The following is a 24,051-nucleotide window of genomic DNA, read 5'->3' as shown; positions in this document are numbered from 1 at the left end:
CAGATTAAATTACGCTAAATCAGCAGCTTCTTTATAAGCCATCATCATAACCGTTAATGTCCATAAGCTCACAATCAATTTGCCCGCAATCGGTTTCAAATTCATCGCCAAACTCATCATCAAATTCAGGGCTGTCAAAATCTACATTGCCCAAATCATCCCCATGATAAGAATCTGAATTAAAAGTCGCAGAATTATCAAGATTGTTACTAGGAATGCCTGTGATTGGACGGGACTTGGTGGGAGTGTCACTTTTGGTATTGTTGAACTTCATGTATTCAACCCGTCTTCCACGAAGAAAACTGATGAGATTATATTCACCTTTACACCAAAAATGATGACCATCTCTTGTTATCACATCAATGCGAAAATCATTGCTAATGCGATAACGAGCAATGTTTTGAATGGAATCTGAGCCACATTGAAGGGCAAAATAACCATTAACGTTTTTATTATAAACAGGTTGATAATGACGGTTATGCTGTAAGTCTTTATTCATGGCGTCATAATGTGCATAAGCATTTTCTATATTACACATGATATTAGAGTTGCAAGAATTGTCAATTTCGGCAGTGTATTTTTCAATCGCTGTCGCATTGCCAGTTTCAATGGGTGGCAGGTTACTTAAATCTTTTATTTCTTCATATCGGCTTCCCAGACCTTGTTTATTGCTAGACGGTTCGGGCTTATCACAAGCTAATAAAAGCAATCCTAATAAAGTAATAGATAAAAGCTTAAATTTTTTCATTGTCAATTCCTGATTTTTATAAAAGCACTATTAAAATGGTGTGACCACAACTTCTGCACCGCCATTTTTCTTTTTATGAACAACAACACTCACGGTATCGCCATCATCCAAATAAGCGGTGCCTGCATATCTATTCTTGGAAATCTCTTCTAAATCCACAGATTCACACTCGGACATATAGCCCCAATTGTCTTGAATGATTTCTGTAACAGTATCACACGTACGCCCTTCAAGATTACTTGGAAATAAAGCCACCTACAAGTAAAAATACAAAAATACCTGCCACAAACCCCCATGTATTTTGTAGTGCGGATGTTTCTTTATTTCCAAGTAATTGTGATCTGTTTTTCAAATGTAATGGTGGTACAAATCTTTGCCATGACGAAATACTTCCATCTTGATATCCTAAATATTTTAAATATTCAGAATCAATAATACATATCACGGCATAAATAAAGAACATGAAAAATAAACCGCCAATCAACCCGATGTTGGGGTCAAAAGAAATGAGCATAATGGAAAGAATGGCGGGTAAGGTGAAAAGAATAAACTCCCCTTTTTCTATGATAATATGGTCTAAGAAATTACTATTTGGTTTATTATTGCCACTCACAACTGCCTCCAAAATATAAAATAAAATTACAATACTTGTATTTTGTGATAGATTATACTAAAATTAAAAACTACACGATTGCCAAATTGGGCGTATTTTGTCCAGTTTTTACCTAGCACCAACCCAAAGTAGGTTTTCTTATGTCTATCCATCAAAGCATTCGTCTTGCCAGAGAGTCAAAAGGGATTTCCCAAGAAGTTATGGCAAGTGAGCTTAATATGTCATGTAGTGGTTATGCGAAGATTGAGCGTGGGGTGACCAAATTGCAGTTTGATAGATTACAAAAAATCGCCCAAGTGTTAAATATTGATGTGATTGAACTAATCAATCTAAGCGATAAAGGTCTTGTAATTATGGCAAATGATAATAAGGCTGATAATTCTAGCACCATTCTTTCTAGTTACTATCAAGGCAGTGGGGTCGATAAAGATTTGGAAAAGCTATCGCTTATTATCACTCATCAGCAGGAGATGATGAAACAAAAAGACATGGAGATTGAAGCTTTAAAGCAAATTATAGAATTGCTAAAAAATGATTCGACAAGGCGGTAAGCTTAAAATGATGTGTTATAAACACCTTTTTAAATTATCCCTTGCCTTATTTTCTAACGCTTGATAAAAATAATTGGTTAAATAAATTCGCTCCTTGTTATAAAATCCTTTTAACACCGATTTTCTTTTAACATGGTAAATCAGTCCATTCACCCACGCATATTCTTGCCTGATTTGATGATTATATTCATCAAATCTATCAAAATCACTTCCCAATATCGCCAAATCAATATCCAATAAATAATCTAAATCTGCTTTATCGTCGCCCGTTAAAGGATTGATATGGTCTTTGGTGGCAAGAATATAACGCTCAGTAATACCAATATCTGTATCGGACAACATGCCTTGTAATTCATCCTTCATCATGACCGAACTGTCGTATTCATTGGTGGGGCTTTTGGGATTATAAATTACGTCATGATAAAAAAGGGCAATGGCAACCAAATCGGGACGATATAAATTATCCTTTATTTCATCAAACCACATAAAACATTCAGATAAATGGGTGAGATTATGATAATGACGGTGGGGCTGTTGGTAGTGGGTGATGAGATTATCAAAAAGGGTTTGATGACCGTGATAAAATATAAACTGCCAATGAGAATTTAGATAATTTATCATATCATATACCAAAAACTAAGCCGTTTGATGAAGCAAACGACTTAGTATAGCATAATTACGCTTGAGTACCGTACACTTTACGAATCACTCGTTTAAAATACGCAAAGGCATCGTCCGCCCCTTTCATAGCGCTTTGTTTTTGCTCATCGCTCAGGGGTAGGGCGTCAATTTTGGCTTTGGTGGCACGCCAATGAGGCATACGTCCGTTTGCATGAGCTGCCAGATGAGATGCACCGAATTCATCGGACAGGTCAATTTTGCCTGCTTCTTTGTATAAAATCGCCGCCCCCACGTTTGAGCCTTCTAGGCAGTATAGCCAGCCAATGGCTTCACTATCGGTAAAGGTGGGGGTTTCTACGTCCCTGCCAAAAGGGGTGGCTTCTAGGTCTTTCATGTCGGATTTGACACGGTCAAGACGGGCAAGCTGTGCCAAGCCGTCAATTTGACTGGCTAGCTTTTCATTATGATAAATGGGGTTTACGGTGCTGTGAAACTCATACTGGGCTTGCAAAAATTTGCGGTAGTTGTCATGACTGGCAAAGGGCTCCATACTCATGACAAGGTTGTCCACGGCATCGTGGGTAGTGCGTGAATGCTCTTTTAGGGCTTCGGTTAGGGTAAGTTCGCTCATAAATCACCTGTGTGAAACACATATTAAAAACCGATATAAGATAACCTATTTTTATCAATTTGTAAACAAAAAATAATAATCATTTATGTTTACAAACATGCCTTATTTATGCTATGCTGTATCGCTCTATAAAGGTGGGTGATTTTTATTTTCAATATTTTAAATCTCGCCCTGACCGCCAAAGTGCTATAATAGGGCTTTTATGGCAAGATGAGCCTGCCTACCGTCTTGTCGATAGCAGGTACAAGCCTGCCTTGATTGTTGTATTGCCATGTCCGACCACACTGACCCTGATTATACCGACCCCGACCATACCTCATCATCACAACTGCCCAAACACGGCCTACATCAGAATGTCTTACTGCGTTGGGCGTTTTTTATCATGGGGTTTATTTTTGTGGGGCTTGGGATTTTGGGGGCGATACTGCCCGGTATGCCGACCACGGTGTTTATCCTGCTGGCAGGTTACTGCTGGGCGAAAAGCTCACGGCAGTTTCATGACAGGCTCATTAGGCACAAGATTTTTGGTAAAATGCTCATCGATTGGGAAGAGCGACGTGCCATGCCACGCTTTGCCAAATATTTGGCGTGGGGCATGATGACGGCATCCAGTGCGTTTTTGTTTTGGCGACTGCCTGCCGATAAGCTGTGGGTGGCGGTGCTGACAAGCATACTTTGTTTGGTGACTGCCATTTGGATGTATCGCCTGCCTGACGCTTAGTATGCCTGATGCCTTGTCCTGTGGTTATTTTATGCTATAATGTTTACCAACCAAAAAGCATGGATAAGCCATCATGGACAGATTTAATTTCAATTTTACCCCCTACAACACCCTAAACCCTGCCGAACAAAAACTTTTGCAAAAACAAGTGCAAATCGTCTTTTTTGACGACAACGCCCCGATTATCACCGCAGGCGAGCCGATGGACGCTCTGTATGTCGTCATCAAAGGCGTGGTCAAAGAGCTTGGCGATGATGGCGACGTGGTGGCGTTGTACCGCACCAATGACAGCTTTGAGGCTCGTGCTCTGTTTGAAGCAACTTCCGCCCACAGCTTTATTTCTGCCGAGCAGTCTTTGGTGTATGCCATTCCTAAGTCTTTGATTTTAAATCTGATTGGCTCAAATGTCCGCTTTGGGGCATACTTTTATACGGGCATTGTCGAACGCTTTAACAGCCTTACCCCCCACGATATAGGGCAGGACATCTCTGGGCTATTTCACGCCAAAGTCGCTGACGCTTACCACCACAGCACCCTAAGCGTTGATGGAAAACTGACCCTTGCCGAGCTTGCCCGCCTGATGAAGGATAACAAAAGCAAATCGGTGCTGGTCAATGATGGCAAAAAAATCGGACTGATTACCGAATCGATATTTCGTGATGTCATCGCGGGTGGGGCAAGGACGGACGACCCGATTCACACCTATGCCAATTTTAATATCATTGGCATTGATGGCGAGGATTTTTTGTTCAATGCCTTACTCACGATGATGAGCCACCGCATTCAACGCCTTGCTGTCAAGGACAATGGACGCATTATTGGGCTTTTGGAGCAGATGGACATTTTGGCGTATTTGTCCAGCCACAGCCATTTGGTTGCCGAACGCCTACACCGCGCCGATACTTTGTCCGAGCTTGCTCAAATCGCCCAGCAAATGACCGATTCGGTATCGTCCTTGCAAGCAGGCGGTATGAGTGCCGTTCAGCTTGCCAAACTCATGCAAGTCTTAAACGGGCAACTCTTTGAAAAGGCGTGGGGGCTGATTGCACCGCCTGAGATGGTTGCCAAAACTTGCCTGATTGTGATGGGTTCAGAAGGACGGGGCGAGCAGGTATTAAAAACCGACCAAGACAACGCCCTAATCGCCGATGACGATGTGGATATGGAAGCACTGCACGGCTATGCGGTAGAGTTTTCGGACACGCTTGCCAAATTTGGCTATCCGCCATGTATGGGTGGAATTATGGCATCCAATCCCAAATGGTGCCAGACGGTGAGCGATTTCAAACGCACGGTCGCCCATTGGTGCAAAAGTGCTGATGGTACAAGTCTTATGGATATGGCGATATTTCTGGACGCACGGACGGTGGCAGGCAAGGCGGATTTGTTTGATGAAGTCAAACGCCATCTGAATGCCCATTTGGATAAAGATGTGGGCATGCAGATGAATTTTGCCCGTGCGATTATGCAGTTTGACGAACACAATCGGGGCTTTTTTGCCAAGATTTTGGGTAAGGGCGAAACACACAAAATGGACATCAAAAAAATGGGGTTATTCCCTGTGGTGCATGGCGTGCGTGCGTTGGCACTAAAAGCCTGCCTTGATGAAACTTCCACCTTTGACCGCCTAATTACCCTTAAAAATCAAGGGATTATCAGCGAACAACTTGCCAAAGACACAGCAGATGCGTTGGCGTATTTGATGAATTTACGCCTAAAAGCAGGGCTGTTTTATGTGCGAAATGGCGAGCCGATTAGCCCCAATCAGGTGGATACCGAACTGCTTTCTACCTTGGAGCGTGATTTGTTAAAAGATGCGTTGGCAGTGGTCAAACGCTTTAAACATGAAGTCAAATCGCAGTTTGGACTGCATAATGTGTGATGATAAATTGACACAAGCACTCATTTAAATACAATACATAGGCAGGGCGGGCTATTATCCGTCCTAACCATGCCTTGAAAATAACATCTTTAACATCATTTCTTTTAACATCATTCCTTGGGCTGTATTATCACTGGCAACACCAAACCACGCCCGAACTCATCGGCAAAGACATAATCAAACTTATCCGCCACGACATCAGGGGTGGTCGTGATGACGAGCGTCATGTCTGCCCCATCGGTGAGCTGATGGGCGATGTATTTGCCGTCTCTTAATTGGTCTAGGATTTTGCTTAGCACTTCGGGGCTTGCCATGGCGATGACCATGCTGTGTTGGGCTTGTTTGTCCGTGATGTTATAGGCTTTGGCGTAGTTTTTTACCGCCATGCTGTCAAGGGCGATGGGGTAGTCATACGTTGCTGTGTCTGCCTTAGGCGTGTCGGTGAGAATGTGGGTCTTGTCAAGGGCGATTTTGCCATCAGTGGTGGTTAGTGGCTGTACATCAGGCAGGACAGATGGGTCGGATGTGCTAAGCTCACTGGCAAGGGTTTGTAAGTCGTGAGGATTCTCGGGGGTGGACGGCTTGCTCGGTTGCTCGGCAGGCGACTGACTTGTGGCAGGGGCAAAGTTATGCTCGGTGGCGGATTTATCGCAGGCACACAGGGCAAGCATGGCGACTAAAAAGGGGGTGTATTTCATGATAATCCTTAGGGCATGTTGAACATTGATAACATTTTTATAAAATAAGATGAAAATTTGACAATATCAATCAATTTTTGCATGAAAAATGGCTAAATCTTGTTTTTCATCGTCAAAAGCTCGTTTGATAGAACGACTATCAAACTTCATTTTTTCCTTGAAAAACGGGCGATTTTTCTCATTTTTCATTGCAAATACCAATATTCAACACGCCCTAGCAGTTAAAGCGTGATTTTGGTGCTTGATTTGACAAAATTCATGATAAATTGGCTGTTAAAATGGGCGACATTATTCTCGGCAGTTGGCACCGCTCGGGTAAAGGCGTGGTAGGCTTGCATGGACGGGCTATGTACCATGAGAGCAAAATCATAATCGCCCGAAATCTCATAGCACGCCACAATCTCGCTGTGGTGCTGACTGATGCGCTCAAAACGCTGTTGCATGGACACGCTAGACTGTGCCATTTTTACCAGTACGATGACGCTTAGGGTTTGACCGACTTTAACAGGGTTGATGATGACGACTTGTTTGGTGATGATTTTGTCTTGACAGAGCTGACCGATACGCCGTTGTACAGTGGCAGGTGTTGTGCCTGTATGCTCGGCAAGGGTTTTAAGCGGTAGGGTGCAGTCGTTTTGGAGTAGGTTTAGCAGGGTTTTGTCGGCGTCATCTGTGTTTTGAGTCATGATTGGCAAGCAAAATTTTTGGTAAATTTTATCAAAACCAGTCAATATTTGCAAAAATTCGTCATGATGATAAAGTTTAAAAATTTTATCAAAAAACCTTTTATAATACATCATCTTTTACCAGCACACCAACCAAGTCATGAACCTTGCCCTACCACGCCAATTTGCCCCACCCAAAAACACCCTTGCCTTAGGCGTAATTCTTGCCATTTTGTCCAATGTCATGTTTGCCATGGTCTATGCTTATAGCAAGTGGCTACCGCCTTTGACAGGGACAGCGGTGTTTTTGTGGCGAATGGTCATGATGTGGGGGTGTTTGGTGGTACTCATCAGCGTGCTTGGCAAATGGGACGCTGTACTGGGCGGATTGTCTCGGGTCAGAGGGGTTCGGGGCTGGGTGTGGTTACTCGCCCCCACGCCGATTTTCGCCAGTCAATTGTGGCTGTTTGTCTATGCACCCCTAAACGGTCATGGCGTGGCGGTGTCTATGGGCTATTTCTTGTTTCCGCTGGTGATGGTGCTGGTCGGCTTTGTCATGGGTGAGAGACTGACTCGTTTGCAGCGGCTGGCGGTGGCATGTGCAGGCGTGGGCGTGGGCATGGAGATTATGCGGACAGGGCAGGTCAGCTGGGCGACGTTTTGGGTGTGTTTGACTTATCCGATTTTTTATGTGATGAGACGGCGACAAAATATCCCTGCCTTGACAGGGCTGTTTGTGGATTTGAGTATCATCGCCCCCATTTGCCTTGTGGCATTGTGCTTTCATGCGTCTGCGATGTCGGCGGTCATCGGCTCGCCTGTGATGATATTAAAGGTTATCGGTTTGGGGCTCATCAGCGTGTTATCACAACAGGCGAACCTAGAAGCCAACCGCTTATTGCCCACGTCCTTGTTCGGATTGCTTGGTTATCTTGAACCTGCGTTATTGTTTATCCTTGCCATTACGGTGCTGGGCGGGGTGTTTGAATGGCAGATGCTGACAAGTTTTGGGCTGATTTGGGTGGGGATTATTTGTTTGTTAATACAGGGTGTGGCGAAGCGGTGGGTGCGGTAACATCAGGCTAAATGTGTTTAATCAGTACCTTGGAATTTCGCCCGTTTTGCCATTGTTTAAACCGCTCACAAGGTAGCTCGTTTGGGGTGGTTTCGCCAAATCCATGTTCAATAAACCAATGCAAGGTGCGTGTGGTCAGGGCAAACAGACGGGATTTGCCCCTGCGTTTGGCACTTTGTTCGGCAAATTTTAAAAGGTTCGCCCCACGCTCGCCACTACGATAGTCACCATGCATGGCAACGCTGGCAATCTCCACGCTCTCATCGTCTAACTCATGCATGGCGATACAGCCGATGATTTTGCCGTCTCGCTCCATGACACTAAACTCATTTATCATCTCTTCTAGGCGTTCACGACTGCGAGCAACCAAAATGCCCTGCTCTTCTAGGGGGCGAATGATTGCCATGATACCGATGATGTCAAGGGCGGTGGCTTGCCTGATGTGGTCATAGTTGCTTTGGCTTATCATCGTGCCACGCCCGTCTGTGGTGAACAGCTCGCCCAGTAAGGCATCATCTTTGTCAAAGTCGATAAGCTGAACACGCCCCACACCATGCTGGCAGGCGTGAATGGCGTGCGTGAGTATGGGGGCGAGCGTGGATGTTTCGATATGCTCGTGAGCTTCTGTGGCGGTGAGTTCTTTGATGAGCGAGCCGTGCGAGTCGGTCAGACTTTTGTCTAAGATGATGAGTTTGTCCGCCACCAGTGATGTGGCGATGTGCGTGGCGACATCTAAGGCATCAAGATTAAACAAATCACCCGTTGCTGAAAAGCCGATGGAGTTGGCGATGACGATGTGATGATTGTCAAGGCTGTGTTTGATGGCTTTGGTGTCGATACGGCGGACTTCGCCCGTCTGCATAAAGTCCACGCCGTGACGTACGCCAAAGGGCTTGGCATTGACAAAGTTGCCTGTTACTGTACTGATTTTTGCCCCAAATAAGGGAGTGTTGGCAAGCCCTTTGGAAAACTCGCCTTGGATTTTTAGGGTAAGCTGTCCGACCACCGCCAAAATGGTCGGCATGGCAGATGTGGGGGTAACACGCACGCCATGGCAAAAGGGTGTGTCATCGGACAGTCTCGCCTGTGCTAGGGCATCATTTATCTGCACCCTTGCCCCATGCACCAGCACCAAGCGAATACCCAAACTGTGCAGTAGTGCCAAATCCTGCACCAGCGTGGCAAAGCTGTCATGGGCGAGTGATTCACCAGTCATCATGACGACAAAGGTCTTGCCCCTGTGGGTATTGATGTAGGGCAAGGAGTGGCGAAACCAGTGGATGGGGTTTGGGTGGGTCATGGCGTGCTATGATGGTGTTTTTGATGAATTTTATCATAAAATCAGCAAAACTCATCAAATTATTGTCTCATGACTTGTCTTTTGTGCCTTTTTTATCGTGCCGTCTTTTGTTATGTCTTGCCATTTAGCCAAAATTTGGCAGAAAGTTACCATAAATAAACGCACGCTTAACGCACGCAACAGCTTTTCATGCTATCATGGGTAACATTTATTTTTACCATAGAGTTAATGAAGGAATGATTATGCCTATCCAAATGTTGCGTGGCGGTGTTGCCGTGTTGTCCCTGACCGCCTTGTCGGTTGCCGTGTCAGCCCATGCCATGCTACCCACCCCGACCGAGACCACAGAGTCAGTCCCAAACCAAGCCAGTGCAGGCGAGATTAGCTATACCGCCAACCCCCAAGCCAATCGGAATGCCCCAACGCTAAACACCCCAACGGCAGGCAGGGTGGTCACGGTCGCCCCGCAAAGTACCCCCATTTATAACCCATTGGGTCAAAACCCTGCCCCTGCCGTGATTCCGATGGCGGTTAGCCCCTTGCAAGCCCCTGCTCAAACCCAAGCTCCCCAACGCCAAGGCTCATCAGCAGGGATTCAAAGCGTGGTGAATGCGTTCATTGTGCAAAACATCAACGGTCAAGAAACACTAACCCCCATTAATGCCGGTACGCCCGTTAAATCAGGCGACATCTTAGAATATCAAGGTCTATTCACCAACAACAGCTCGGAGCGAGTGCGTTCGATGGACGTTACCCTAAGCATTGCCGATGGTTTGGCGTTGGTTGGCGGTATCCACCCCAGATTCCCCCATGCGACCATTGATGGCAGTCGCTTTGTCCGCTCGCCCATCCGTGCCAATGTCGGCGGACAAGTCCAAGAGTTGCCTCTGTCGGATTATAAAGCCCTAAGATGGACGCTAGAAGATATCGGTCTTGGTGGTACGAGCGTCGTTAAATACCGTGCTAAGGTAAAATAAACCACAAACAAATACATTTCTAAAACCTTAAAATGACGGCTTTGGGTTGTCATTTTTGTGTGTGTTTGTTTTTAAAAATCATGGCTTAAAAAGTGTGATGTTAAAAAATGGTTTTAAAAAGATGGTTTTTACAAGACCATTTTTAAAAGTCATGGCGTATCAGCGAGACAAAGCTGTTTTTACTGCTGTTTTGATAAAAGTTGCTTTTTATAAAAAATGCCTTTAATATAAGCCCATCACTCACATTAAGGATTATCATGACCGACCTTAGCACCTACATGAATGACGTGGGCGTGCGTGCCAAAACCGCTTCTGCTACGCTTGCCCGAGCCGACACCAAGACTAAAAACCACGCCCTAGCCTGTATCAAATCGGCTCTCATCGCCCAAAAAGATGAGATTTTATCCGCCAATGAGATAGACGTACAAAACGGCAAGGATAAAGGGCTAGATAGTGCCTTACTTGACCGCCTTATTATCAGTGATAAAGTGTTTAATGGTATATTAAGCTCGCTTGATGACGTGATGGCTCTTGCCGACCCTATTGGCGAGATGAGCGAGATGACCTACCGTCCCAGTGGCATACAGCTTGGCAAAATGCGAGTACCGCTTGGCGTGATTGGTATGATTTATGAAAGTCGTCCCAACGTTACCATAGAAGCAGGGAGTCTTGCCATCAAATCAGGCAACGCCATTATCCTGCGTGGCGGTTCAGAAGCCTTTCACTCCAACCAAGCCCTAGCCCATGCGGTGCATATAGGTTTGGAGCAGGCAGGGCTACCGACCGACTCGGTGCAAGTCCTAACCACGACCGACCGTAATGCGGTGGATAAGCTCATCGCTATGGTGGGCGTGGTGGACGTGATTATCCCACGGGGCGGGCGGGGACTGATAGAGCGTATCGCCAATAACGCCCGTGTGCCAGTCATCAAGCACCTAGACGGCAACTGCCACACTTATGTGGACAGTCTGGCGGACATGGACATGGTGGTCAAGGTGTGCGTCAATGCCAAAACGTCTCGCTACTCGCCGTGTAATGTCATGGAGACTTTGCTCGTTCATGCGGACATTGCTAATACCGCCTTGCCACAGATTACCCAAGCCATGCATGGCGTGGATGATGCCATGATATTTAGGGTGTGCGACAAATCTAAAGAGATTTTGGCAAATACTGGCGTAAACATAGAGCCTGCCACCGATGACGATTGGTACACCGAATACCTTGCCCCCATGCTGGCGGTAAAAGTCGTGGACGACCTAGACCATGCCATTGCCCACATTAACCACTACGGCTCGCACCATACGGACGTGATCATCACAAACAGCTATGAGAACAGTGGGCGATTTATCCGTGAAGTGGATTCAAGCTCGGTCATGGTCAATGCGTCTAGCCGTTTTGCAGACGGCTTTGAGTATGGACTGGGGGCGGAGATTGGTATCTCAACAGACAAAATCCACGCTCGGGGGCCTGTGGGACTACATGGGCTGACTTCCCAAAAATGGGTGGTGTTTGGACATGGAGAGATTCGCTCGTGATTGAAATTTGTTGTTTTAAGGTATATTGCCAAGCAATCACTCACACAACGCCCGCCAAATCTCATCTATCCCATGTATGCCCGCCATACCAAGCCCAATACCGCCTTGGGGCGTGGCAGGTTCTCGCAGGTTAATGCGAATCAGACGTGGGGCAAAGCCATCGCCAAAGCGTCTAACCGTCGGGATTGCTGTTCCTGCTCCAATCTCAATGACAACAGGATTTTGGTGGGTCGTCAAAAACTCGTGCAGGCGGGTCTCTTGCTTGTCCGTGCGATGAGATTGCCAAGCAAAATCGCCAAACATCAAAATATTAGGACGAGCCAACCCGCCACAGTCAGGGCAAGTCGGCAACGCCCCAAGCCACTCGCATTTGTCATTGTCAATCACAGGCGTTAAGTCGTCCGCCGTCCAAATTTTATCAGAGCAGGGTATGACACATTGCAGATGATGAATAGAGCCGTGACATTCATAAACCTTGTCAGCGTCAAACCCTGCCTTGATAAATTGCCCATCCACATTGCTGGTAAAGACAAAATAAGGCAAATCAAGGCGGTCAGCAAGTGCCAATAACTCACCAAAGCCTGCGTGGGGCGTGGTGGCTTTGTACAGTGCCAAACGGTGTCCATAAAATCCCCAAGCAAGGGGCGTGGATTTTGGGCGAAGGCCTCAGGGTTGGCGATGGTGGTAAAGTCCATCTGCTGTCTGCCAAGCTCGGGATAGGCTTGCCACATGCCAGTATTGCCCCGAAAATCAGGTAAGCCAGAATCCACGTCCATGCCTGCCCCTGCACTAATTAGTAGGCTATCAGCGGAGCGGAGTAGGGTTTTGATGGTGGGTATTTTTCATTCTCTTTTATGGTAAAAAATTCATCAATCAACCGCTCGTTTTTATCAAAATACAAGCGACAATCCGCCACCGCTAAATTTTGGTAAGTGATTTGACAAGTTGTTAAAATCATTGGTGCTGAATTTAAGGTGGGATTAATATGATATTCATCAATTTGCCAATGTTTTTCTACTTGGTCAAGTTTATAAGGAAATTCCGCCATAAACCGTTTATCATTACCATTTTGTTTAAATAAATGGGTTAAACGGTTATTGGTAAGGGTTAATAATTGGGTGTGGTTTGATTGCATTTATTAACACCAATGAATAGAATTTCCTGTTTCAATGGACGCTTTGGCGACTTGGGTTAATGACTGTAAGATACAATTAAAATCCCCCTGTCTTTCTGGAATATTCTCTAATTTGCATAATTTTTTAATAGTGGTTCTGCTAATTTTGGCGGTATAATGCCTTCATTTACTGTTAGTAAATATTGATATAATATTGGATAATCATCTTTATAAGTTTTAATAAAGTTTTTAAATTTATTCATTGTAGGAATATTGGCTACATCTTGATTGAATAAGTGCATATTTCTATGAGTACACGCTATTTCTACCCAATCATAGAAATCAATAAAAATGTCTTGCGATTTTTCTTGGTTGTTTTCTAATTCTTTTGGTAAATAAATATATAAACCACATTCATCATATTTTATAAAATCGGCAAAATAGGGTTTTGGAATTTTATCGTCTTGAAAACAGCGACAATGTACGAAAGCACCATAACTCATTTTTTTGTCCTTATATTTTTGGTGGTAAGGTGTGTATTGCGCACCAGTTTTACTACCTACTTTCTCGCACCCATAAAAAACGAATATTTTCGTCTTTATCTATCCAAAATATCAATTTGGATAATTTGTCAATCGGGTCTTGTATTTGGTCTAAAATAGCACTTCTAAATTTTTCTTGGTTTAATTCAAAGGTGTAAATTTTATCAACTTCATTTAGTTTTTCTAGTTTCCCGTTTAAAATTTGTTGTAATGAATGATGGTTATTGGTTTGATTTTCTGAATTTTGAATTTCTTGAATGGCTTCATTGATATAATTGCTTAATTTTAATGGATAACCTTCCTTAAATCTATAATAATCAAACCAAGTGGGTGATGATTGTAAAAAGTTTTCACAAGATTTAAGAATAAGATAAATGTTGGTTTCTAAATCAAAACGATAGCAATTCATTTGGCAATAGACAATGTAGCCACTATCGTTATAATTTGTTATCTCATTGGAGCAATATATTTTTAAAAAACTTTCTGAAAGATGGAGTTCTGGTTTCTTAAAATTCTGAGTAACTTTTGCAATATCAATCATCGTTATTTCTATAAATAAAACCCCAAACACCAACCGATATTTGGGGCTTATTATCCTACCCAATCAACTTCTTCAATAATTCATTCACCTGTGCAGGATTGGCTTTGCCCTTGCTGGCTTTCATTACTTGTCCGACCAGTCCATTAAAGGCTTTTTCTTTTCCGCCTTTATATTCATCAACCATTGCTTGATTATTAGTAAGCACTTCTTTAATAATGGCTTCAATCGCCCCTGTGTTGGTTTCTTGTTTTAAGCCTTTCTCGGCGATAATCTCATCGGCAGATTTGTCGGACTCCCACAGATAGCCAAACACTTCTTTGGCGATTTTACCGCTAATGGTATTATCCAATATGCGAGCAATCAGCCCCGCCAGGCGTTCGGCAGAGATTGGTGATTTATCAATGGTCAGCTCGTTTTTATTGAGTGAACCTGACAGCTCGCCCATGACCCAGTTTGCCCCGATTTTGGCGTTATTTTTGCCAATGATTTCAACCACTTGCAAAAAATAATCCGACAGCTCACGGCTACCATTTAGCACGTTAGCATCATAAGCGGTCAAGCCAAATTCATTGACAAATCGCTCTTTACGCACGCTCGGTAGCTCTGGCATGTCGGCACGCACTTTGGCAAGCGTCTCATCAGAGATAACGACAGGCAACAGGTCGGGGTCTGGGAAGTAGCGGTAATCGTTGGCTTCTTCTTTGGTGCGCATGGCACGGGTTTCGTCTTTTTCGGGGTCGTATAGGCGTGTGGCTTGCACGACTTTTCCGCCGTCTTCGATGACGTCAATTTGCCGTTCAATTTCGGATTTAATGGCTCGCTCAATAAAGCGGAACGAGTTTAGGTTTTTGAGCTCACAGCGAGTGCCAAAAGGCGTGTTTGGCTTGTGTACAGACACGTTGATGTCCGCACGAAAAGAGCCTTCTGCCATAATCGCGTCCGAGATACCAAGCCAAGTAACCAGCTCATGAATGGTCTTGACGTAAGCAACCGCTTCGCCCACCGAACGCATATCAGGCTCAGAAACGATTTCGATGAGTGGCGTACCAGCACGGTTCAAATCCACGCCCGTCATCTGTGGTACAGCGTCATGCACCGATTTGCCAGCGTCTTCTTCTAGGTGGGCTCGTGTGATACCAATACGTTTGGTGTATTCGTCTTTTTGTCCTGCGTTTACAAGGATGTCAATGTAGCCACGTCCGACAATGGGGTTTGCCATTTGCGTGATTTGATAGCCTTTGGGTAGGTCGGGGTAGAAGTAGTTTTTGCGGTCAAAGGTGTTGTATGTGCCAAGCTCGGCATTGACACCCATGCCAAATTTTAAGGCACGCTCAATCACGCCTTCATTTAGCACAGGCAATGCCCCTGGAAAGCCCAAATCCACAATGGTGGCTTGGGTGTTGGGTTCTTGCCCAAATTCGGTACTGGCGGGCGAGAAAATTTTGGTGGCGGTGTTTAATTGGCAATGGATTTCAATGCCGATGACAACTTCATAGCCGTCAATTAGGGGGGCTTGGTTAGTCATAAATTTTCCTATTAACTATAAAAATTTAATGGGTTATAAAAATGGATAAATTTCTTTACCAATTTGTGCCATTATTTCATCTTTTTGATTTTTAAAATCAAGGGATTTACCATCATGTGGCTGAGTGATAAATAAGCTGACAAAATAAGATTTATTATTTTCATTCCAAATCACAGCAATGATATTTTTTGATTCACTACCTGTGCCTGTTTTGTCGCCAATTCGCCAATTTTTTGGTAAATATTTTCTCAATAAATTATCAGCAACTTTATCATTGATAAGCCAAGTTATCAACTGTTCTTTGCTTTGATTGGATAGGATATTGTCTGTAATCAATGCTTTTAGGCTTCTTGTATAAGGAATTGGTTTTGCGGTATCACTGGTTTCACCATAATGTGAGCGATTTAGTAAAGGTTCATTATTTGCTAACACCATATCCGCCCCAATCTCTTTCAAAAATTGATTGAATGCAGTCAAGCCCCCAGCTCTATCCAACAAGATATTGGCAGAGCCATTATCACTCAGTGTTATGGTAGCTTCGCACAATTCACTAATAGAAATTGGTTTATTTTCATTAAAGTATTTTTTGCAGACAGGAGAATATTCTATCAAATCGCTTTCTTTAATGATGATTTTTTCATTTAAATCCAATTTTCCTTTATCTACAAGTAATAATATATGGCTTGCGATAAAGGCTTTAATGGTGCTATTAACAGGAAAATATTCATCACCACGATGGCTGGATATTTCACCACTGTCAGCAATAATCGTCATACCAATTTTGGCATTAAATTTATTTTCCCAAATTGGCAATATTTCTTTTAATTTATTTTGTAATAAATTTGGATTTTTTGTTATCTTGTCATTAGGTAAATGGTTATTGGATAAACTCGTTTTGCATCCAGTTAATAAATTGCCAGAAAAAATAATAGGTAGTGCCAATAAGGTTTTTTGTAAAAAATGACGGCGTTGCATCATTATCCCCTTTTATTGCTTGGGATAAATTTATCATTTATCCCAAATCCAAAATCACTTCACCAAATCCGCCATCTCTTGATGAAACTTGGTATTCGCCTGATACACATGAGCGGTTTTTAGAAGTTCGCTTTCCGCCCAATGTTTGCCAATTAGTTGCAAGCCCACAGGCAAGCCGTTCGCTTGTCCCACAGGGTGCGATAGGGCGGGCAGACCTGCCAAGTTCACGCCAATGGTATATACGTCACCAAGATAGATGCTGGCAGGGTCTAAGTTCTCACCCAGCTTATAGGCGGTGGTCGGTGCAGTAGGGCTTGCGATGATGTCGCATTTTTCAAACGCCTTTTTAAAGTCGTCCACGATAAGACGGCGAACCTTCTGGGCTTTGGTATAATAAGCGTCAAAGTACCCTGCCGATAGGGCATACGTTCCCATGATGATACGGCGCTGAACTTCAGTACCAAAGCCTTCAGAGCGGCTGCGCGTATATAGATCGATCAGATCTTTTGGATCTTCGCAGCGATAACCAAAGCGCACACCGTCATAGCGAGACAGGTTTGAGCTGGCTTCGGCAGGGGCGAGCAGATAATAAGTGGCAAGCGTTACGGCAGGGTCGGTGATGTCCACTTCCACGATTTGGGCCCCCAGCTCTTCATATTTGGCTAGGGCGGTGCGAATGGATTTTTCTACTTCACTATCAAGACCTGCCCCAAAATACGCCTTTGCCACGCCGATTTTTTTGCCTGCTAGGGGTTTGCCGTCTGTTTTTGTCACCAAAATGTCCGCCACATAATCTTCGGTGGAGCGGTTGATAGATGTTGCGTCTTTGGGGTCGTGTCCTGTCATCGGGGAAAGCAGGTAGGCACAGTCTAGGGCGGATTTGCCAAAAGTACCTGCTTGGTCAAGGCTTGACGCATAAGCAATCATGCCATAGCGAGACACACGCCCATAGGTAGGCTTAATGCCCGTGATGCCACAAAAGCTGGCAGGTTGGCGAATAGAACCGCCCGTATCTGAGCCTGTCGCCACAGGCACAAAACCGCTTGCCACCGCCGCCGCTGACCCACCAGACGACCCCCCTGGCACACGAGCGGTATCCCAAGGGTTGTGTACCGCCCCAAAGTATGAGCTTTCGTTGTCCGAACCCATGGCAAATTCGTCCATGTTGAGCTTGCCTAGGCTGATAAATCCAGCGTTGGCGATGTTTTCCACTACAGTTGCGTCATAAGGCGAGACGAAATTGGATAGGATTTTTGAGCCTGCCGATGTCAGCACGCCTTTGGTGCATAGGTTGTCTTTGTGAGCCATTGGCACGCCAAGCAGGGGGCGAGTGTCGCCTTCGGCACGCAATTTGTCGGCAAGTTCGGCGTGTTTTAGGGCGTTGTCAAAATCTTTGGTGATAAAGCTGTTGATTTGCTCGTCTAGGCTATCAATGCGACTGGCAAAATGTTTGACCAGCTCTTGACTGCTAAATTGTTTGTTTTTTAAGCCGTCTGCTAATTCATGGACGGATAGGTGGTGTAGGTCTGTCATAAAATGCCTTTTTTGTGTGTCATTTTCAAGATTTTAATATTGGGTATTGTAGGGGTGAATCACATTCGCCCTATCGGTTTTTTTTGGGCATTGTTTAAAATGTATCTTAATTTAACAATGCCAAATTTTGATATTATTCAATCACCTGTGGCACAAGGTATAAACCGTCTTGTACCGCAGGGGCAACCGTCTGAAAGCCGTCTCGGTTAATGCTCACATTGGCGACATCGGCACGCAGCTCGGTGCAGGCTTCATGAATGTTGGCAAGGGGCTTGATGTCATTGGTATTGACATCGGACAAGACATTCATCATGAGAAGGATTTTGTCAAGGCTGCCTGCGTAGCTTTGGGCGGTGGTGTCGTCAATGGCAAGACGAGATAGGTTGGCACAATTTTGCACATCTTGGGCGGTGATTGTCATAAATTTTCCTAAAATAACAGTTAAAATGTTAATGTTTGATAAAAGCGAGTAGACTGGCTAATTTTACCATAAAGTTAATGATTTCAAAAAATTAAAATTTACTCAATTATACTCTTACGTTTATCTTAATTTTTGGTAAAATTTAGTAACTTTGGTTAAAAATCGGCAAATTTAACCGATTTTGTAAAAATTTCTTGCAAATTAGGCAAAATTTTTCATAAATCATCATGATTTTTTTGCCATAAATCGGTATAATTTACCACAATTTTTTAACTATTTGGCATTTGGCTAATTTTTAATCATATTTTCACTCATGGATTAAGATGAGTGATGCCTTGCCACTCTTATTTTTTGGAATCATGCGTTATGAACCTGCTGGGATTTTTATCGACCAACATTGCCATTGACCTAGGTACTGCTAACACCTTGATTTATGCCCCTGGTAAGGGCATTGTGCTTGATGAGCCAACGGTGGTGGCACTGCGTTCTAACCGCACCCAAAACCCAACGGTGGCGGCGGTAGGTATCGATGCCAAGCAGATGCTTGGGCGTACCCCTGATAACATTACTGCCATTCGCCCCTTAAAAGATGGTGTGATTGCTGACTTTGAAGTTACCCAGCAGATGTTAAAGCATTTCATCAAAAAAGTAAAAGTCAAAAAATTCTTGGCTGACCCGAATGTGGTTGTGTGTGTGCCATGCAAATCCACGCTGGTAGAGCGACGTGCGATTGAAGAAGCGGTGCGTTCGGCAGGTGCGAACAGCGTGCATATCTTAGAAGAGCCGATGGCAGCAGCGATTGGAGCAGGTCTGCCTGTACATGAAGCCAGTGGTTCGATGGTGGTGGACATCGGCGGTGGTACGACCGAGATTGCGGTGATTGCCTTGTCGGGGTGTGTGTATGCAGATTCTATTACCATCGGCGGTGATAAATTTGATGAAGCCATCATCAATCACGTCAAAAAGACCCATGGCTGTTTTATCGGTGAGACGACCGCTGAGCGTATCAAAAAAGAAGTGGGTACGGCTGTCTTTGATGAAAAAGAAAATCTAGAAGTTGAAGTGCGTGGACGCTCGATGGCAGAAGGCGTGCCAAAGACTTTTACTGTCAATTCCAAAGAAATCCAAGAAGCACTTGCCGAGCCTGTATCAGGCATTGTTGATGCAGTCAAACTTGCCTTGGAGCAGACCCCGCCAGAGCTATCATCGGACATCGCCGAGCATGGCGTGGTACTGACAGGGGGTGGGGCGTTACTGCGCAACCTAGATAAGCTCATCTCCAAAGAGACAGGACTGCCTGTGTTTGTCGCCGAAGACCCATTGACCTGCGTGTCTCGTGGCGGTGGTAAGGCACTTGACTTTATCCATGATAAGTCGCTATCGATGATTTTTGTCTAAATCCACGAAATCATGAGCGGTGTTTACGCACCGCTTTTTGTGTTTTAGGCTTGTGAAATTATTTGTTCATAAGTACATAAAAAAGGTCTGGCAATGCTCCCAAGTATATTTTCACAAAAACCTGTATTTGCACGCATGACGGTTGCGTTTTTGGTGCTTGCCTTGATTTTTATGTTGCTTGACAGCAAAAACCCCCAATGGTTTGATGGCATTCGTCGCCTAAGCCATGCATCGATGCAACCCATTTATCAGGCGTCCCTAGGGCCGTCTTATGCCATGGAATATGCCAGCCATGCCGTCCACACCAAAGAAGCCTTGCGTCGTGAGAATATCCGTTTGCAAACCGAGCTACTCCAAGCTCGTGCCAAGCTCCAAACCCAAGATTATCTACTCGCCCAAAACGCCCGTCTAAAAGGCGTACTCAGCACCACGCAGTCCAGCGAGCATCATCTACTGCTAGCACGCATTATCGGCACGGATTCTAATCCCCTAAAACAAGTGGTGGTGCTTAACAAAGGCACCAATGATGGCGTGCAAATCGGGCAGACGGTCATCGATGAGCATGGCATCATCGGACAGGTGCTAAACGCCTACCCAAATACATCTCGCCTACTACTCATCACCGATGAACAGCAGTCGGTGGCGGTCGTGGTGGCACGCACAGGGCAGCGTGCGATGGTCTCGGGTGGGGGTAAGCCTGATAGTCTAAGCCTAGATTATATCTTTAAGACTGCCGATGTTAAAGTGGGCGATGAGCTTATCTCGTCAGGGCTTGGTGAGCGTTTCCCTGCAGGCTATAAAGTGGGAGAAGTCTCGGACATTGACACCACTCGCACCGATAATTTTGCCGACATTCGTGTCAATCCCGCCGCTGATTTTCTAAACAGCAGTTATGTGCTGATTTTACAGCCCAAAGATAGCCCTGCCTCAAAAAAGAACAGCTAATCACGCCATATAGGACTCATAAAGCCCACTTATGAACTCAAAACCCTTTTTAATCATCGGTATCATCATCAGCTTCGTGGTGGCATCCATGCTGAGTGTCTACCCTTTGGGGCATGACATGGCAAGTGTTCGCCCCATGTTTTTGGCGATGGTGCTTGCCTTTTGGGTGATGTATCGCTCGCCCATGATGGGGGTGTGGGTGGTATTTTTGGTGGGACTGGTCTCGGATTTGCTCTTGGGTACGCATTTGGGGCATCAGGCATTTAGTGCAGTGCTTATGGCGTTTGTCATACGGGTACTACTGCTGTATGCCAAAGAGCTTGCCCTGTCGCAGGCGTGGGTATTGGGGGCGATTGCTCTGAGCGTCTATCAGGTGTCGCTGTGGATATTGCAGGCATTTTCTCATGCTCAGTTTGTGTGGACAGGCATGGGGTCGCTCATGAGTAGCATTGTGCTGTTTCCTGTGATGTGGTATCCGCTGTACTGGATAAACCGCCAACTAAAAGAGCGAGCGTACTGATGATACCCCTTATCCTAGCGTCCACATCGCCCAGACGACATGAGTTATTGACGCAGTTGCAGATTCCCTTTACGGTCAAATCGGTGGAGATTGACGAGCGTTTTTATCCCCACGAAAGCCCCCACAACTACATCATGCGTATGGTTAAGACCAAGGCGGAAAAGGCGTGTGCGGACGTGTCATCGGCTATCGTTATCACGGCAGATACCATTGGCGTGGCAGAGGATGAGATTTTAACCAAACCTGCCGATAAGGCTCATGCTTTTGCCATGTGGGATAAATTATCAGGTGGTACGCACGAGATTTGGACGGCGGTGTGTGCCAGCATCGTCAAAGATGGGCAAATCATTTTTCAAAAAATCATCAAAGTCGCCACCGATGTGGTATTTATCAAACTCACCGACCACCAAAAAGAGCGATACTGGGCAACGGGCGAGCCTGCCGACAAAGCAGGGGCGTACGCCATTCAAGGCGGAGCAATGGCGTGGGTACGAGCCATCAATGGCAGTTATACCAACGTGGTGGGCTTGCCCCTTGCTGAGACAGCAGAGCTGATTGATGACTGTCTGCAAATATTGGCAGAGTGATGGCGTATTAAATGACGATAAAATCAGCCCACTAGCATAGCCAAGTGACTTCCTTCTAACTTGCCCAATCAGCGTTCAATCAGTCTACCAAGCCAACTTATCTTCAACCAACTTACCCTAACTTAATTCATCTAGTCTGCACACCATCTTTATGTCAAAACACGCCCTAATCAACGCCACGCCCTTTGAGACTCGCCTTGTTATCGTTGATGACGGTAGGCTTGATGAGGTGTTTATTGAGCGGGTACAGACACGCAGTTTGGTGGGGGATGTCTATTTGGGGACGGTGGTGCGGGTACTGCCTGCCATGGGGTCGGTGTTTATTAACATCGGGCGTGAGCGTTCGGCATTTTTGCACCAAAGCGACATCATGCTACCGACTCGCCTATCATCCCAAGATGATGTTGCCACGCCCACACTCATCACGACATTGCCCATGGCTCATCAGGCAAAAGATAAAAGCCCCACGCAGTTACAGTCTAGACCTAAGCCTAAGCCTGCCAAGCCCAAACTTGACCCCAAACTTCTGCCCAAGCTCCTACCCAAAGTTGGCGAACGAGTTGTCGTCCAAGTCACCAAAGATGAGTTTGGCACCAAAGGGGTGCGTGTGACCATGCACATCGCATTGGCAGGGCGGTATTTGGTCTATCTGCCCACATCGCCACAGTCGGTCGGTGTGTCCACTCGCATCGGCATAAAGGCTTATCGCACCAAGCTAAAAGCTCATTTGACGACCCTACTTAGCCAATCATCGCATGCAGGTGGGCTCATCGCTCGTAGTGCGTGCGAGCAGGCATTTGGTGATGATGAGATATGGGCAGACATGGGCGAGCGTATGCAGGCAGAGCTTGACCATCTAGGTGCGTTGTGGGCGGACATCAGCCAAGTACGCACACAGGCAAGCCTGCACAAAGCCAAGCACGCCTTGCTCTACCAAGAGCTACCTTTGGCTGAGCGTGCCTTGCGTGACATTATCACTGACGATATCCAAAGCGTGTGGATTGACGATAGGGCGACTTATGAGCGAGTACGGCATGCCAGTTGCACACTCATGCCGTCCATCACATCTGCCATTTATCATCATGATAAGCCGACACCACTGTTTGCCCAGTCTGTGCCTGATGAGCGTCGCTCGTCTACGCCTGACATTGAGACTCAGCTGGCACACGCCTTGTTGCGGCATTGCCCGTTGCCGTCGGGCGGTTATCTCATCATTGAGCATACCGAAGCGATGACGACCATCGATGTCAATACAGGCTCGTATGTGGGGCAGGGCAGGGCAAGCGTGGACGTGGTGTATGAGACCAACAAAGAAGCAGTAACTGCCATCGCTCGTGAGTTAAAAGTGCGTAACATTGGCGGTATTATTATCCTAGATTTTATTGACATGGACAAATCTGCCTATCGGCAAACAGTGCTAGACATGCTCGCCCATGCATTTAAAGCCGACCCTGCCACGACCAACATCACCCAAATCAGCGAATTGGGCTTGGTTGAGATGACTCGTAAACGCACCCGTCCCAGTCTGTCCGATGAGCTGCGTGAGCCTTGCCCTGTCTGTCATGGCACGGGCAAAATCAAAAGCGTGCAGACAGTGGCATTTGAGATTCTAAGGTCACTCATGGGTCAGCTGGCAAACAGCACTTCTTTTAAAAAACCTAATGTGACGATAAAGGTCAGTCAGTTGGTGGCGGACTATTTGTCATCACATCAGGATTTGTCAAATTTACAAAAATTAACAAATATATCCATTTATCTATCCATAAATACATCTTATCATCAAGAACAATATGTGATTTTGGTGGAGTAGAAATGGTTTTTTACCAATAAATCTGCCTAAAAATCAATCAATTTATTAAAATTGTAACATTTTGTAAATTTGATGAATTTTAAGGCAAAGACAGGTAAATTTAGCCACTTTTTTATCCAAAAA

General features: G+C 45.2%; 27 protein-coding genes and 1 pseudogene. 11 read left to right on the top strand and 17 right to left on the bottom strand.

Annotated elements, in window-relative coordinates; all coding sequences use genetic code 11:
• Positions 1–31: 31 nt before the first annotated feature.
• The 3 genes from LP107_RS13175 to LP107_RS13165 are packed head-to-tail and all read right to left on the bottom strand — an operon-like array spanning position 32 to position 1,361.
• Positions 32–748 carry a hypothetical protein gene (locus tag LP107_RS13175; protein WP_078274363.1) on the bottom strand — a complete coding sequence of 239 codons (717 nt, stop codon included), beginning with the start codon at positions 746–748 and terminating at the stop codon, positions 32–34.
• A 30-nt stretch (positions 749–778) separates the two neighbouring features.
• Positions 779–925 carry a hypothetical protein gene (locus LP107_RS13170; protein ID WP_158079660.1) on the bottom strand — a complete coding sequence of 49 codons (147 nt, stop codon included), beginning with the start codon at positions 923–925 and terminating at the stop codon, positions 779–781.
• A gap of 58 nt (positions 926–983) precedes the next feature.
• Positions 984–1,361, bottom strand: a complete 378-nt coding sequence (locus LP107_RS13165; protein WP_078274367.1) for a hypothetical protein — start codon at positions 1,359–1,361, stop codon at positions 984–986.
• Between the two features lie 140 nt (positions 1,362–1,501).
• Here LP107_RS13165 and LP107_RS13160 point away from each other — a divergent pair, with 140 nt between their 5' ends.
• The gene (locus LP107_RS13160; protein ID WP_078274369.1) at positions 1,502–1,912 is read left to right on the top strand and encodes a helix-turn-helix domain-containing protein; all 411 of its coding nucleotides are present in this window, start codon (positions 1,502–1,504) and stop codon (positions 1,910–1,912) included.
• Between the two features lie 15 nt (positions 1,913–1,927).
• Here the strand turns inward: LP107_RS13160 and LP107_RS13155 are convergent, their stop codons facing one another.
• Positions 1,928–2,533, bottom strand: coding sequence for an HD domain-containing protein (locus tag LP107_RS13155; RefSeq protein ID WP_078274371.1), 606 nt, complete (start codon positions 2,531–2,533; stop codon positions 1,928–1,930).
• 55 nt (positions 2,534–2,588) lie between these two features.
• Positions 2,589–3,164, bottom strand: a complete 576-nt coding sequence (locus tag LP107_RS13150) for a biliverdin-producing heme oxygenase (RefSeq protein WP_078274373.1) — start codon at positions 3,162–3,164, stop codon at positions 2,589–2,591.
• A gap of 271 nt (positions 3,165–3,435) precedes the next feature.
• Between LP107_RS13150 and LP107_RS13145 the strand changes: the two genes are divergently transcribed.
• Complete coding sequence (locus tag LP107_RS13145; protein ID WP_078274375.1) at positions 3,436–3,885, top strand: YbaN family protein; 450 nt, start codon at positions 3,436–3,438, stop codon at positions 3,883–3,885.
• A 73-nt stretch (positions 3,886–3,958) separates the two neighbouring features.
• On the top strand, positions 3,959–5,767 hold the full coding sequence (locus tag LP107_RS13140) for a DUF294 nucleotidyltransferase-like domain-containing protein (RefSeq protein ID WP_078274376.1): 1,809 nt from the start codon (positions 3,959–3,961) through the stop codon (positions 5,765–5,767).
• 110 nt (positions 5,768–5,877) lie between these two features.
• Here LP107_RS13140 and LP107_RS13135 read toward each other — a convergent pair whose 3' ends face one another.
• The 3 genes from LP107_RS13135 to LP107_RS13125 form a co-directional block, all read right to left on the bottom strand.
• Complete coding sequence (locus LP107_RS13135) at positions 5,878–6,465, bottom strand: hypothetical protein (RefSeq protein WP_078274378.1); 588 nt, start codon at positions 6,463–6,465, stop codon at positions 5,878–5,880.
• 66 nt (positions 6,466–6,531) lie between these two features.
• Positions 6,532–6,654 (bottom strand): hypothetical protein, encoded by a 123-nt coding sequence (locus LP107_RS13130; RefSeq protein ID WP_264676064.1) that lies wholly within the window; start codon positions 6,652–6,654, stop codon positions 6,532–6,534.
• A gap of 32 nt (positions 6,655–6,686) precedes the next feature.
• A complete protein-coding gene (locus LP107_RS13125; protein ID WP_112742845.1) occupies positions 6,687–7,151 on the bottom strand; it encodes an Lrp/AsnC family transcriptional regulator in 465 nt (154 codons plus the stop codon).
• 139 nt (positions 7,152–7,290) lie between these two features.
• Between LP107_RS13125 and rarD the strand changes: the two genes are divergently transcribed.
• Positions 7,291–8,205, top strand: coding sequence for an EamA family transporter RarD (gene rarD, locus LP107_RS13120; RefSeq protein ID WP_078274380.1), 915 nt, complete (start codon positions 7,291–7,293; stop codon positions 8,203–8,205).
• Between the two features lie 7 nt (positions 8,206–8,212).
• Here rarD and argA read toward each other — a convergent pair whose 3' ends face one another.
• On the bottom strand, positions 8,213–9,505 hold the full coding sequence (gene argA, locus LP107_RS13115) for an amino-acid N-acetyltransferase (RefSeq protein WP_078274382.1): 1,293 nt from the start codon (positions 9,503–9,505) through the stop codon (positions 8,213–8,215).
• Positions 9,506–9,747: 242 nt separating this feature from the next.
• On the opposite strand from argA, the gene LP107_RS13110 reads away from it, so the two are divergent.
• Both LP107_RS13110 and LP107_RS13105 read left to right on the top strand, forming a co-directional pair.
• A complete protein-coding gene (locus LP107_RS13110; RefSeq protein ID WP_228157722.1) occupies positions 9,748–10,482 on the top strand; it encodes a hypothetical protein in 735 nt (244 codons plus the stop codon).
• Between the two features lie 257 nt (positions 10,483–10,739).
• Entirely contained in the window at positions 10,740–12,017 is a 1,278-nt protein-coding gene (locus tag LP107_RS13105) for a glutamate-5-semialdehyde dehydrogenase (RefSeq protein ID WP_078274385.1), read from the top strand.
• 36 nt (positions 12,018–12,053) lie between these two features.
• Here the strand turns inward: LP107_RS13105 and LP107_RS13100 are convergent.
• The 8 genes and pseudogenes from LP107_RS13100 to gatC form a co-directional block, all read right to left on the bottom strand.
• Positions 12,054–12,856: pseudogene (locus LP107_RS13100) on the bottom strand (SIR2 family NAD-dependent protein deacylase).
• Complete coding sequence (locus LP107_RS13095) at positions 12,811–13,152, bottom strand: hypothetical protein (RefSeq protein ID WP_078274387.1); 342 nt, start codon at positions 13,150–13,152, stop codon at positions 12,811–12,813. The pseudogene LP107_RS13100 and the gene LP107_RS13095 overlap by 46 nt, the downstream one beginning before the upstream one ends.
• 107 nt (positions 13,153–13,259) lie before the next feature.
• The gene (locus LP107_RS13090) at positions 13,260–13,634 is read right to left on the bottom strand and encodes a hypothetical protein (protein ID WP_078274388.1); all 375 of its coding nucleotides are present in this window, start codon (positions 13,632–13,634) and stop codon (positions 13,260–13,262) included.
• 52 nt (positions 13,635–13,686) lie between these two features.
• Complete coding sequence (locus tag LP107_RS13085) at positions 13,687–14,214, bottom strand: hypothetical protein (RefSeq protein ID WP_264676065.1); 528 nt, start codon at positions 14,212–14,214, stop codon at positions 13,687–13,689.
• Positions 14,215–14,269: 55 nt separating this feature from the next.
• Positions 14,270–15,739: an Asp-tRNA(Asn)/Glu-tRNA(Gln) amidotransferase subunit GatB gene (gene gatB, locus LP107_RS13080; protein WP_264676066.1), complete on the bottom strand. Its 1,470-nt coding sequence runs from the start codon at positions 15,737–15,739 to the stop codon at positions 14,270–14,272.
• A 33-nt stretch (positions 15,740–15,772) separates the two neighbouring features.
• Positions 15,773–16,714 carry a class A beta-lactamase gene (bla, locus tag LP107_RS13075; protein WP_036364342.1) on the bottom strand — a complete coding sequence of 314 codons (942 nt, stop codon included), beginning with the start codon at positions 16,712–16,714 and terminating at the stop codon, positions 15,773–15,775.
• Between the two features lie 54 nt (positions 16,715–16,768).
• Positions 16,769–18,247, bottom strand: a complete 1,479-nt coding sequence (gatA, locus tag LP107_RS13070; RefSeq protein ID WP_264676067.1) for an Asp-tRNA(Asn)/Glu-tRNA(Gln) amidotransferase subunit GatA — start codon at positions 18,245–18,247, stop codon at positions 16,769–16,771.
• 133 nt (positions 18,248–18,380) lie between these two features.
• Positions 18,381–18,668, bottom strand: coding sequence for an Asp-tRNA(Asn)/Glu-tRNA(Gln) amidotransferase subunit GatC (gatC, locus tag LP107_RS13065; RefSeq protein ID WP_112742709.1), 288 nt, complete (start codon positions 18,666–18,668; stop codon positions 18,381–18,383).
• Positions 18,669–19,034: 366 nt separating this feature from the next.
• Between gatC and LP107_RS13060 the strand changes: the two genes are divergently transcribed.
• The 5 genes from LP107_RS13060 to LP107_RS13040 all read left to right on the top strand — a co-directional run bounded on the left by LP107_RS13060 (position 19,035) and on the right by LP107_RS13040 (position 23,928).
• A complete protein-coding gene (locus tag LP107_RS13060; RefSeq protein ID WP_078274397.1) occupies positions 19,035–20,066 on the top strand; it encodes a rod shape-determining protein in 1,032 nt (343 codons plus the stop codon).
• Between the two features lie 93 nt (positions 20,067–20,159).
• Positions 20,160–21,011 (top strand): rod shape-determining protein MreC, encoded by an 852-nt coding sequence (gene mreC / locus LP107_RS13055; RefSeq protein ID WP_112742708.1) that lies wholly within the window; start codon positions 20,160–20,162, stop codon positions 21,009–21,011.
• A gap of 31 nt (positions 21,012–21,042) precedes the next feature.
• Positions 21,043–21,531 carry a rod shape-determining protein MreD gene (gene mreD / locus LP107_RS13050; RefSeq protein WP_029102626.1) on the top strand — a complete coding sequence of 163 codons (489 nt, stop codon included), beginning with the start codon at positions 21,043–21,045 and terminating at the stop codon, positions 21,529–21,531.
• A complete protein-coding gene (locus LP107_RS13045; RefSeq protein ID WP_112742707.1) occupies positions 21,531–22,118 on the top strand; it encodes a Maf family protein in 588 nt (195 codons plus the stop codon). Before mreD ends, LP107_RS13045 begins: the two co-directional genes overlap by 1 nt.
• Positions 22,119–22,269: 151 nt before the next feature.
• Complete coding sequence (locus LP107_RS13040; RefSeq protein ID WP_112742706.1) at positions 22,270–23,928, top strand: Rne/Rng family ribonuclease; 1,659 nt, start codon at positions 22,270–22,272, stop codon at positions 23,926–23,928.
• The last annotated feature ends 123 nt before the right edge of the window (positions 23,929–24,051 follow it).

This window comes from Moraxella bovis (assembly GCF_025985205.1).
Taxonomy (GTDB): domain Bacteria; phylum Pseudomonadota; class Gammaproteobacteria; order Pseudomonadales; family Moraxellaceae; genus Moraxella; species Moraxella bovis.
The sequence above is the reverse complement of the archived record's forward strand: the minus strand, read 5'-3'. Positions and strand labels throughout refer to the sequence as shown.

Excerpts from the sequence above, each read along its gene's own strand:
- LP107_RS13110 (WP_228157722.1), top strand. The coding sequence starts at position 9,748 with ATGCCTATCCAAATGTTGCGTGGCGGTGTTGCCGTGTTGTCCCTGACC.
- LP107_RS13150 (WP_078274373.1), bottom strand. The coding sequence starts at position 3,164 with ATGAGCGAACTTACCCTAACCGAAGCCCTAAAAGAGCATTCACGCACT.
- LP107_RS13045 (WP_112742707.1), top strand. The coding sequence starts at position 21,531 with ATGATACCCCTTATCCTAGCGTCCACATCGCCCAGACGACATGAGTTA.
- rarD (WP_078274380.1), top strand. The coding sequence starts at position 7,291 with ATGAACCTTGCCCTACCACGCCAATTTGCCCCACCCAAAAACACCCTT.
- LP107_RS13130 (WP_264676064.1), bottom strand. The coding sequence starts at position 6,654 with ATGAAAAATGAGAAAAATCGCCCGTTTTTCAAGGAAAAAATGAAGTTT.
- gatC (WP_112742709.1), bottom strand. The coding sequence starts at position 18,668 with ATGACAATCACCGCCCAAGATGTGCAAAATTGTGCCAACCTATCTCGT.
- LP107_RS13170 (WP_158079660.1), bottom strand. The coding sequence starts at position 925 with ATGTCCGAGTGTGAATCTGTGGATTTAGAAGAGATTTCCAAGAATAGA.
- mreC (WP_112742708.1), top strand. The coding sequence starts at position 20,160 with ATGCTCCCAAGTATATTTTCACAAAAACCTGTATTTGCACGCATGACG.
- LP107_RS13085 (WP_264676065.1), bottom strand. The coding sequence starts at position 14,214 with ATGATTGATATTGCAAAAGTTACTCAGAATTTTAAGAAACCAGAACTC.
- LP107_RS13145 (WP_078274375.1), top strand. The coding sequence starts at position 3,436 with ATGTCCGACCACACTGACCCTGATTATACCGACCCCGACCATACCTCA.
- LP107_RS13095 (WP_078274387.1), bottom strand. The coding sequence starts at position 13,152 with ATGCAATCAAACCACACCCAATTATTAACCCTTACCAATAACCGTTTA.
- argA (WP_078274382.1), bottom strand. The coding sequence starts at position 9,505 with ATGACCCACCCAAACCCCATCCACTGGTTTCGCCACTCCTTGCCCTAC.
- LP107_RS13060 (WP_078274397.1), top strand. The coding sequence starts at position 19,035 with ATGAACCTGCTGGGATTTTTATCGACCAACATTGCCATTGACCTAGGT.
- LP107_RS13140 (WP_078274376.1), top strand. The coding sequence starts at position 3,959 with ATGGACAGATTTAATTTCAATTTTACCCCCTACAACACCCTAAACCCT.
- LP107_RS13125 (WP_112742845.1), bottom strand. The coding sequence starts at position 7,151 with ATGACTCAAAACACAGATGACGCCGACAAAACCCTGCTAAACCTACTC.
- gatA (WP_264676067.1), bottom strand. The coding sequence starts at position 18,247 with ATGACAGACCTACACCACCTATCCGTCCATGAATTAGCAGACGGCTTA.
- bla (WP_036364342.1), bottom strand. The coding sequence starts at position 16,714 with ATGCAACGCCGTCATTTTTTACAAAAAACCTTATTGGCACTACCTATT.
- LP107_RS13135 (WP_078274378.1), bottom strand. The coding sequence starts at position 6,465 with ATGAAATACACCCCCTTTTTAGTCGCCATGCTTGCCCTGTGTGCCTGC.
- LP107_RS13175 (WP_078274363.1), bottom strand. The coding sequence starts at position 748 with ATGAAAAAATTTAAGCTTTTATCTATTACTTTATTAGGATTGCTTTTA.
- LP107_RS13105 (WP_078274385.1), top strand. The coding sequence starts at position 10,740 with ATGACCGACCTTAGCACCTACATGAATGACGTGGGCGTGCGTGCCAAA.
- LP107_RS13040 (WP_112742706.1), top strand. The coding sequence starts at position 22,270 with ATGTCAAAACACGCCCTAATCAACGCCACGCCCTTTGAGACTCGCCTT.
- mreD (WP_029102626.1), top strand. The coding sequence starts at position 21,043 with ATGAACTCAAAACCCTTTTTAATCATCGGTATCATCATCAGCTTCGTG.
- LP107_RS13155 (WP_078274371.1), bottom strand. The coding sequence starts at position 2,533 with ATGATAAATTATCTAAATTCTCATTGGCAGTTTATATTTTATCACGGT.
- gatB (WP_264676066.1), bottom strand. The coding sequence starts at position 15,739 with ATGACTAACCAAGCCCCCCTAATTGACGGCTATGAAGTTGTCATCGGC.
- LP107_RS13090 (WP_078274388.1), bottom strand. The coding sequence starts at position 13,634 with ATGAGTTATGGTGCTTTCGTACATTGTCGCTGTTTTCAAGACGATAAA.
- LP107_RS13160 (WP_078274369.1), top strand. The coding sequence starts at position 1,502 with ATGTCTATCCATCAAAGCATTCGTCTTGCCAGAGAGTCAAAAGGGATT.